This window comes from Halorubrum shenae, assembly GCF_051194165.1.
In the GTDB taxonomy this organism is placed as follows: Archaea; Halobacteriota; Halobacteria; order Halobacteriales; family Haloferacaceae; genus Halorubrum.
The window spans coordinates 37,263-44,130 of the sequence record NZ_JBLZNI010000020.1; the positions used below are offsets into that span (position 1 = coordinate 37,263).

Genomic DNA, 6,868 nt, shown 5'->3' on the forward strand with positions numbered 1-6,868 from the left:
CAAAACACAGGTGCTGGCACACAAGCTGGTTTGCTGTTTTGCGCCCGTGTTCCCTAGTACCTCTTAACTGGCGAGCCATATTAAACTGCTGGAAGCGGGGAACCGCGTCACTCGACGGTGACGCTCTTCGCGAGGTTCCGGGGCTTGTCGATCGGTCGAGAGAGCTCGTCGGCGGCGAGATACGAGACGAGTTGGAGTTGGACGTTCGCGAGGATGCCCGCCACGTCGGGGTGCGTGTTCGGAATCTCGAGGACGTGGTCGGCGTACTCCTCGATCCGGTCGGTCCCTTCGGCGGCCACCGCGACCACGGGCGCGCCGCGGGCGCGGATCTCCTTGACGTTGTGGAGCGTCTTGGTGTCGTCTCGTCCCGTGAACACGGCAAAGACCGGCGTCTTCTCGGTGACGAGCGCCAGCGGCCCGTGTTTGAGCTCCGCCGCCGAGAACCCCTCGGCGTGGTCGTAGGTGATCTCCTTGAACTTGAGCGCCCCCTCCAACGCCACCGGGTGCCCGACGCCCCGACCGATGAAGAAGTACGAGTCGCTGTCGTGATACTCGGCGGCGATTGTCTTCGCCGTCGACTCGTCGAGGATGCGCTGGACGTCGTCCGGCAGCACCGAGAGCGCCTCCAGAAGCTCCGCGGTCGCCCGCGGGGTCCCGCCGACGATGTCGTGACTCAATCGCTCGCTCAACAGGATCAGCGTCGCCACCTGCGAGGAGAACGACTTGGTCGCCGCCACGCCGATCTCCGGGCCGGCGCGGATGTAGACGGTGTCCTCGCACTCGCGGGTGATCGTCGAGCCGACGACGTTCGTCAGCGCCAGCGTGTGTGCACCAGTCCCCTGAATGCTCCGGACGGCCGACAGCGTGTCGGCGGTCTCGCCGCTCTGGGTGACCGCGATCACGAGCGTCCGGTCGTCCGTCGGCGGCGGGCTCGACCCGTACTCGCCCGACAGGAACGCCTGCGCGGGGATCCCCCGGTCGGCGAGCAGCGTCTGCGCGTACAGCGCCGCGTGGTACGACGTGCCCATAGCGACGAGGTGGACCGACTCGATCCCCTCGAAGGTGTCCTCCGGGAGCTCTTCCAGATCGGCGCGACCCTTCAACGGGTCGCTCCGCCCCCGGATCGACTGCCGGAGCGCGGTCGGCTGCTCGTAGATCTCTTTGAGCATGTAGTGGTTGTAGCCGCCCTTCCCCGCGTCCGCGGGGTCCCAGTCGACGGTCTCGACCTCGCGCTCGACGGCGACGCCGTCGGTGTCGGTGATCTCGTACCCGTCCGGGTCCATGACGACCACGTCGCCGTCCTGCAGGTAGACGACCTCGTCTGTGTACTCCAAGAACGCGGGCACGTCGCTCGCGAGGTAACAGCGGTCGTCGGACCGGCCGAGCACCAGAGGAGAGCCGGACCGAGTCCCGTAGACGGCGTCGCTCCCCTCGAAGACCGCCGCGAGCGCGTAGCTCCCGGAGATCCTGTCGACCGCGCGCCGAAACGCCTGCTCGGGGGAGTAGCCGGCCGAGAGGAACTCCTCGATGAGATGCGGCACGACCTCGGTGTCGGTCTCGCTCCTGAACTCGTGGGTCGAGAGCTCGTCTCTGAGCTCGGTGTAGTTATCGATGATCCCGTTGTGGACGACAGCGACCTGCCCCAGACAGTCGGTGTGGGGGTGAGCGTTCTCGTCCGTCGGCGGGCCGTGCGTCGACCATCGCGTGTGGCCGATCCCGGTCGCGCCGCGCACCGGGCTCGACTCGACCGCCTCGCACAGCTCGTCGATCTCGCCGGAGCGCTTGATCACGTCGAGCCCGTCCGGCGTGACGGTGGCGACCCCGGCAGAGTCGTAGCCGCGGTACTCGAGATTGCGGAGTCCCGAGAGGAGTTCGGGGACCGCGTCCCCCGTTCCGACGCGAGCGGTAATGCCGCACATCAGCCCATCACCTCCGCGCCCTCGGGCACGTCATGTTTGAGTGCGACGCCGGACCCGACCGTCGCGCGCGGTCCGACCCGACAGCCGGGGATGATCGTGACGTTCGACCCGACCGTCGCGCGGTCAGCGACGATACCGCCGAGCCGTCGGTCGGTGTACTCGACGCCGTCTAAGACGAGCGTCGCGGACCGGCCGGGCGAGACCGTCCCGTCGCCGATCGTCGCGCCCCCGCCGACGATCGTGTCCCGCAGGACCGCGTTGGAGCCGATCCGGGTGTCCGGACCGACGAGAGATCCCTCCAGAACGGCGTTCTCGCCGACGGTCGTGCTTTCGTGGAGGCACGTCCCGCTCCGGACGACCGCGCCGGCCGAGACCTTGCAGTCGGGGCCGACGAGGACGTGATCGCCGATCACCGCCGACTCGTGGACCCGCGCCGAGTCGTCTACGGACCGGTCCGCGGCGACGAGCTCCGGATGCGAGTACAGCAGCGCCTCGTTGGTCTCGAGCACGTCCCACGGGTACGAGGAGTCGAACCAGACCCCGTTCGGGGCGGCGGTGACGACGGGGCCCTCCAGCTCGGTGATCGCGGCGGTCAGGGGTCGCTCGCCGCGCTCGAATCCGGTCCGATCGAGTGCACCGAAGATCGACTCATCAAACGCGTACACGCCGGTGTTGACTCGTCCGGAGTCGCTGTCGCCGCCTTCGACCACTCGCTCGACGAGGCCGTCGCGGATGGCGACCGTGCCGTATTCGGTCGCGTCCGTCGCCGAGGCCACGGCCAGCGCGGCGGTCGCCTCAGTCTCCGCGTACCGCTCCGCGGTCCCGCGCACCATCGCCTCGTCGATGACGTTGTCTCCGTTCACGACGAGGAACTCGTCGCCCACGTGACCGGCGGCGACCTGAAGGGCGTGGCCGCTTCCCAGCTGGCTTTCTTGGGTGAGATACGTGATATCGAGGCCGCGGTAGTCGCCGCCGAAGTGGTTCTGAATCCGCGTCTTCGCGTGGCCGACCACCATCACAACCTCCTCGATGCCGAGCGCCGCGAGGGCGTCGAGCGGGTACTCCAGTATCGGCCGGCCCGCGACGCGGAGCATCGGCTTCGGCTGGTACCGGGTCAGTGGCCGGATGCGACTCCCTTCGCCGGCGGCGAGGACGACCGCCTGTGTGAATGAGCTCATCGGAGCGATGCGACCCCCCGAACCATCCGCGAGCGATTTGCGTCCGCAGTGCGAACGGCAACCCGGCTCTGACGACGGGCTCCGAAATAAGATCGGACCATGCTCTGCCTGCGGCGTCGGTACTCATTGTAATGCGGAACCTTTCGGTCGCCCGGCGTCGAAACGGGGTCAGAACGGAGCCGCCCGGAGACGTTAGGAGGGTCCTACCGATCGGGGTGTCGACCGGATCGTGCGATCGAAGAGCGATCGAGCGCTAAGCTGCCGGAGAGCGATTCCTCTCGCGGTCGTCACCGAACGTCCAGCGCGACCGCGTCGTCGGTGATCGTGACGACGTAGCCGCAGTAATCGAACGACAGAGAGACGCCGGAACGCCCGGGACGGTCGTCGTCGAACATGGCGTCGAACGCCTCGGGGTCTATGACGTCGCTTAACAGGGGGAGATCTCCAGGGGATTCGTCCTCCGCCTCGGCGACGGCTCGGACGACCGCGACGGTCGCGGAGGTCTCACCCTCCATCGGAATTCGGATTCCCGGAGAATCGGCGGTCACGGCCGACGTCTGGTAGCATTCGGCATCAGAACCAGTCATAAGATCTTGATCTTACCCCCCCTTGCAGGTCGGGTACATAAACAGTATCGATCTTCCCACGCGATCGTGCCGAAAATATCCGCGTTCGCGCCCCGAAACGTCGGTTTTCCGAAGTGTCGGCGCGCTGGAAGGGGGTGATGGTCTGCTCGGCGGCCACCCGTCGGGTCAGCGGACGCCCGTCGGCTCGGCGGCCACCCGTCGGATCTAGTAATTGTCATCCGATATCGGATAAGTAGGTCATATCGTTTTTAGATGTTATATAGCAAAGTAATCCCGACTCCAAGCAGTGGTCGTACCGCAGTCGGACGTGAACGTCCATGACCCCGGGCGGCCCGCCTCCGCTGTGGTACCGGTCCTCGCGTTTCGGAACCGGCTTCCAGTCTTTTGTGACTCGCAGTTCGAACCGCTCGTTTCGACAGGCCGAGAGCCAGCCTGGTGACGATCGTCAGCTCTAGTGACGCTCTTCGACTCCCGAGTCGGTCGCGCTCACGACCCGGCCGGCAGCGTTCGTCGGTCGGCTGTCGCGGTGCGGTCTGTCCGGACGGCCGCTGTCCCGGCGACGAACACCCGGTCGACGGTCGGCGTCCCGTTCGGATCGACCACGATCAGGTCCGCGCGCGCTCCCTCCGCGATCCGGCCCCGGTCGTCGAGCCCGGCGACTGCTGCGGGATTGCGCGTGACGCGGTTCACGCGCGTGGACAGCGACTCGCTGGTGTCGACGAACGGAGCGGCGAGCAGCGACGGCGGGTGGTAGTCGGCACACAGCACGTCGACGAGCCCGTCGTCGATCGCGTCGCGCGCGCTGAGGTTGTCCCAGAGGCTCCCACCACGGACCAGGTTCGGGGCGCCCATCACGGTGACGAGCCCGAGGTCGGTCGCGCGCTGCGCCGCCTCGCGGGTGAGCGGGTACTCGCTGATGTCGGCGCCGCAGCCCGCCACCCGCTCCACGTCGCGCGGGGACTCGTCGTCGTGAGACGCCAGCGACACGCCAGCGCGCCGCGCAAGTCCAGCGATCCGCCGGAGCCGGTCGTCGCGGTCCGCCGGGTCCAGCGACCGCCGCGTCTCGATCACGTCGTCGACGGACTCCGCCGGCCAGTTCCGGTCTTCGACGTAGTGGCGCTCGAACTCGTCGTCGTCGTACTGCCCGTCGCCGGGCGCGTGATGCATCACGGAGAGCAGGTCGACGCCGAACCGGTCGATGACGCCTTCGACGGCGTCGGCGCTCGCGTCCGCCAGCTCGCACCTGGCATGCAGTCGGTTGTCGCCGAGGGTGTACTCCTCCCGGCGGATCTCGGCGGCGATCTCCTCGGCGGTCCGGAGCGTCCGACCGTCGTCCGGCGACTCCTCGAACGCGACCGCGTGGAACTTGGTCGTGACCCCGTTGAGCAGGTTCGACCGGTCCGCCGCCGTGAGGGCGGTTCGAGCGTCGACACTGGCGCCCGCACGCGGGGCGCGGTGGTACTCGAGGTCGTCGCCGTGGAGGTCGACGATTCCGGGCATCACGACCCGGCCGTCGGCGTCGACCGTCGTCGGTCCGGACGAGTCGTTCTCGGACCCCCGGTCGACCCGAACGATCCGGTCGCCGGCGATCACGACGCGCCCGCCTTCGAGGATCCCCGTGGGCGTGACGACCCGCCCGTTTCTGATCTCGGTGATACCGGTCATCGCTCGGTCACCTCGGTCGCCACAGCCGGGTCGCCCGTCCCGATCGGTGGAACAGCCGTCGCGTCCGCGTTGGTGGAAGGCCCGTACATGACGTACCCGTTATACTGATCGAAGCTTTGTTAGGCGGAGACAACCGAATATCGCTGACGCGGCGTAGACTGAGTAGGCGTGGGCTATCGTCGCCGAAAGTGTGTAATTATCTAAGTGAATGACCTCTTTTATGTATTAATAAATTAATAACCGTACATCCATGTCCCCGCGAGCGATTGTTCCGTCTAAACATGGTTCGACAACAAATGTATTCAGATATCCAGACCGCCCCAACCGAAACACTACTTCGAGCCGTCGCCGACCCTGACCGTCGAGCAATACTCCGGCACCTGCACGCGACCGATAGCTGCGAGGTCGACGTCGAGAATCTCGCAGAGATGCTCGAATCGCGCGGCCAGCCGACCGACTCCGAGAGCGTTCACGCGTCCATCGAACTGCACCACACGCACCTGCCGACGCTGGCGGACGCGGACGTGATCGAGTTCGATCGAACGCACAGTTCCGTCACCTACCGCGGCGACGATCGGGTCGAGGCGCTTCTGGAGTTCGTCGCCGAGCGGCTCGAGTGAGGGATCGGGGAGAGCTTGTCGGCTCCGATTCGGTCGGCTCGGTCGGAAGATTCGACCACAGACGCACTCTGACACTGCGGCGGCCGCTACGGCGAGAGGTGATCGCGGGAGTAGGTGTATCAGTGTGGTTGAACGGTTGTTTATACGTGACCGAGCGGTGTTGCGGTCGATCATTTATAACTGATCGACGACACTGCAGTGAACACCTGCAAAGCTACGGCTGCCCCTTTGAGCCCCACCCAACCGTACAGCGACCGCACAGCGACCGCACAACGACCACACAGCAACCGCAGCCTCACACCTCCCCAGCCTCGTCGGTCGCCCTCGCGCTGCTTCGGGCGACCGACTCCCTCGCACGCGCTCTTCGCGCCCTATCGGGCGCTCGGAGGCGCGCGCCACCGCCTCGTTTGTTTATAAGCGATCGCCGCTCTCGCCCACCGATATTTAACTGGAATTAGGCGCTAAGTCCCCTTCCTCAAGGAGCAACGCAGGGAGCGAAGCGACCGAGTAGCGCAGTAGGGAGGGGATACAGCGCCGCACGATTCTCAAACACGTCCACCCCTCAACCCACAGGCCCACCGCTACCCTTAAGTCTATCCATAGTCTATACACAGGTGATGGATAGGTTTGAAATCGAAGGCGAGGAAGTCCTCGACGGAACCGCAAAACCGTCGGGCAATAGCGCCCACGTCATCGTTCCCAAACGCTGGCGTGGTGCTGACGTGAAAGTCGTCCGCGTCTCCGAACCCGACTCAGACGAGTAAGATATGCAGTACAACTACAAGTATCGACTCGGCCCATCGGAAGACCTCACCGAGATGCCATCCGTCTTCAGTTAAGCAAGAAACCGCGTAACTGCGGTGGCTTATCGGGACATCTTTCGGAAGGAATGAGGAAGT

6 protein-coding genes are annotated in these 6,868 nt (G+C 65.9%); 2 read left to right on the forward strand and 4 right to left on the reverse strand.

Translation table 11 applies throughout. From position 1 onward, the window contains the following. Positions 1 to 107: 107 nt before the first annotated feature. From glmS to ACNS88_RS15795, 4 genes are all read right to left on the reverse strand, one after another. A complete protein-coding gene (glmS, locus tag ACNS88_RS15780; RefSeq protein ID WP_435099653.1) occupies positions 108 to 1,919 on the reverse strand; it encodes a glutamine--fructose-6-phosphate transaminase (isomerizing) in 1,812 nt (603 codons plus the stop codon). Continuing rightward, on the reverse strand, positions 1,919 to 3,097 hold the full coding sequence (locus tag ACNS88_RS15785; RefSeq protein WP_435099655.1) for a sugar phosphate nucleotidyltransferase: 1,179 nt from the start codon (positions 3,095 to 3,097) through the stop codon (positions 1,919 to 1,921). Before ACNS88_RS15785 ends, glmS begins: the two co-directional genes overlap by 1 nt. A 287-nt stretch (positions 3,098 to 3,384) precedes the next feature. Continuing rightward, on the reverse strand, positions 3,385 to 3,612 hold the full coding sequence (ddfA, locus tag ACNS88_RS15790; protein WP_435099657.1) for a DdfA family disk-determining factor: 228 nt from the start codon (positions 3,610 to 3,612) through the stop codon (positions 3,385 to 3,387). A gap of 558 nt (positions 3,613 to 4,170) precedes the next feature. Next, the gene (locus tag ACNS88_RS15795; protein ID WP_435099659.1) at positions 4,171 to 5,349 is read right to left on the reverse strand and encodes an alpha-D-ribose 1-methylphosphonate 5-triphosphate diphosphatase; all 1,179 of its coding nucleotides are present in this window, start codon (positions 5,347 to 5,349) and stop codon (positions 4,171 to 4,173) included. 281 nt (positions 5,350 to 5,630) lie between these two features. Here ACNS88_RS15795 and ACNS88_RS15800 point away from each other — a divergent pair, with 281 nt between their 5' ends. Both ACNS88_RS15800 and ACNS88_RS15805 read left to right on the forward strand, forming a co-directional pair. Continuing rightward, on the forward strand, positions 5,631 to 5,969 hold the full coding sequence (locus tag ACNS88_RS15800; RefSeq protein WP_435099661.1) for a DUF7344 domain-containing protein: 339 nt from the start codon (positions 5,631 to 5,633) through the stop codon (positions 5,967 to 5,969). Between the two features lie 617 nt (positions 5,970 to 6,586). Next, positions 6,587 to 6,733: a DUF2080 family transposase-associated protein gene (locus tag ACNS88_RS15805; protein ID WP_007543159.1), complete on the forward strand. Its 147-nt coding sequence runs from the start codon at positions 6,587 to 6,589 to the stop codon at positions 6,731 to 6,733. The last annotated feature ends 135 nt before the right edge of the window (positions 6,734 to 6,868 follow it).

Bases quoted from the DNA above. Each gene is read 5' to 3' on its own strand.
- glmS (WP_435099653.1), bottom strand. From the start codon at position 1,919: ATGTGCGGCATTACCGCTCGCGTCGGAACGGGGGACGCGGTCCCCGAA.
- ACNS88_RS15785 (WP_435099655.1), bottom strand. From the start codon at position 3,097: ATGAGCTCATTCACACAGGCGGTCGTCCTCGCCGCCGGCGAAGGGAGT.
- ddfA (WP_435099657.1), bottom strand. From the start codon at position 3,612: ATGGAGGGTGAGACCTCCGCGACCGTCGCGGTCGTCCGAGCCGTCGCC.
- ACNS88_RS15795 (WP_435099659.1), bottom strand. From the start codon at position 5,349: ATGACCGGTATCACCGAGATCAGAAACGGGCGGGTCGTCACGCCCACG.
- ACNS88_RS15800 (WP_435099661.1), top strand. From the start codon at position 5,631: ATGGTTCGACAACAAATGTATTCAGATATCCAGACCGCCCCAACCGAA.
- ACNS88_RS15805 (WP_007543159.1), top strand. From the start codon at position 6,587: ATGGATAGGTTTGAAATCGAAGGCGAGGAAGTCCTCGACGGAACCGCA.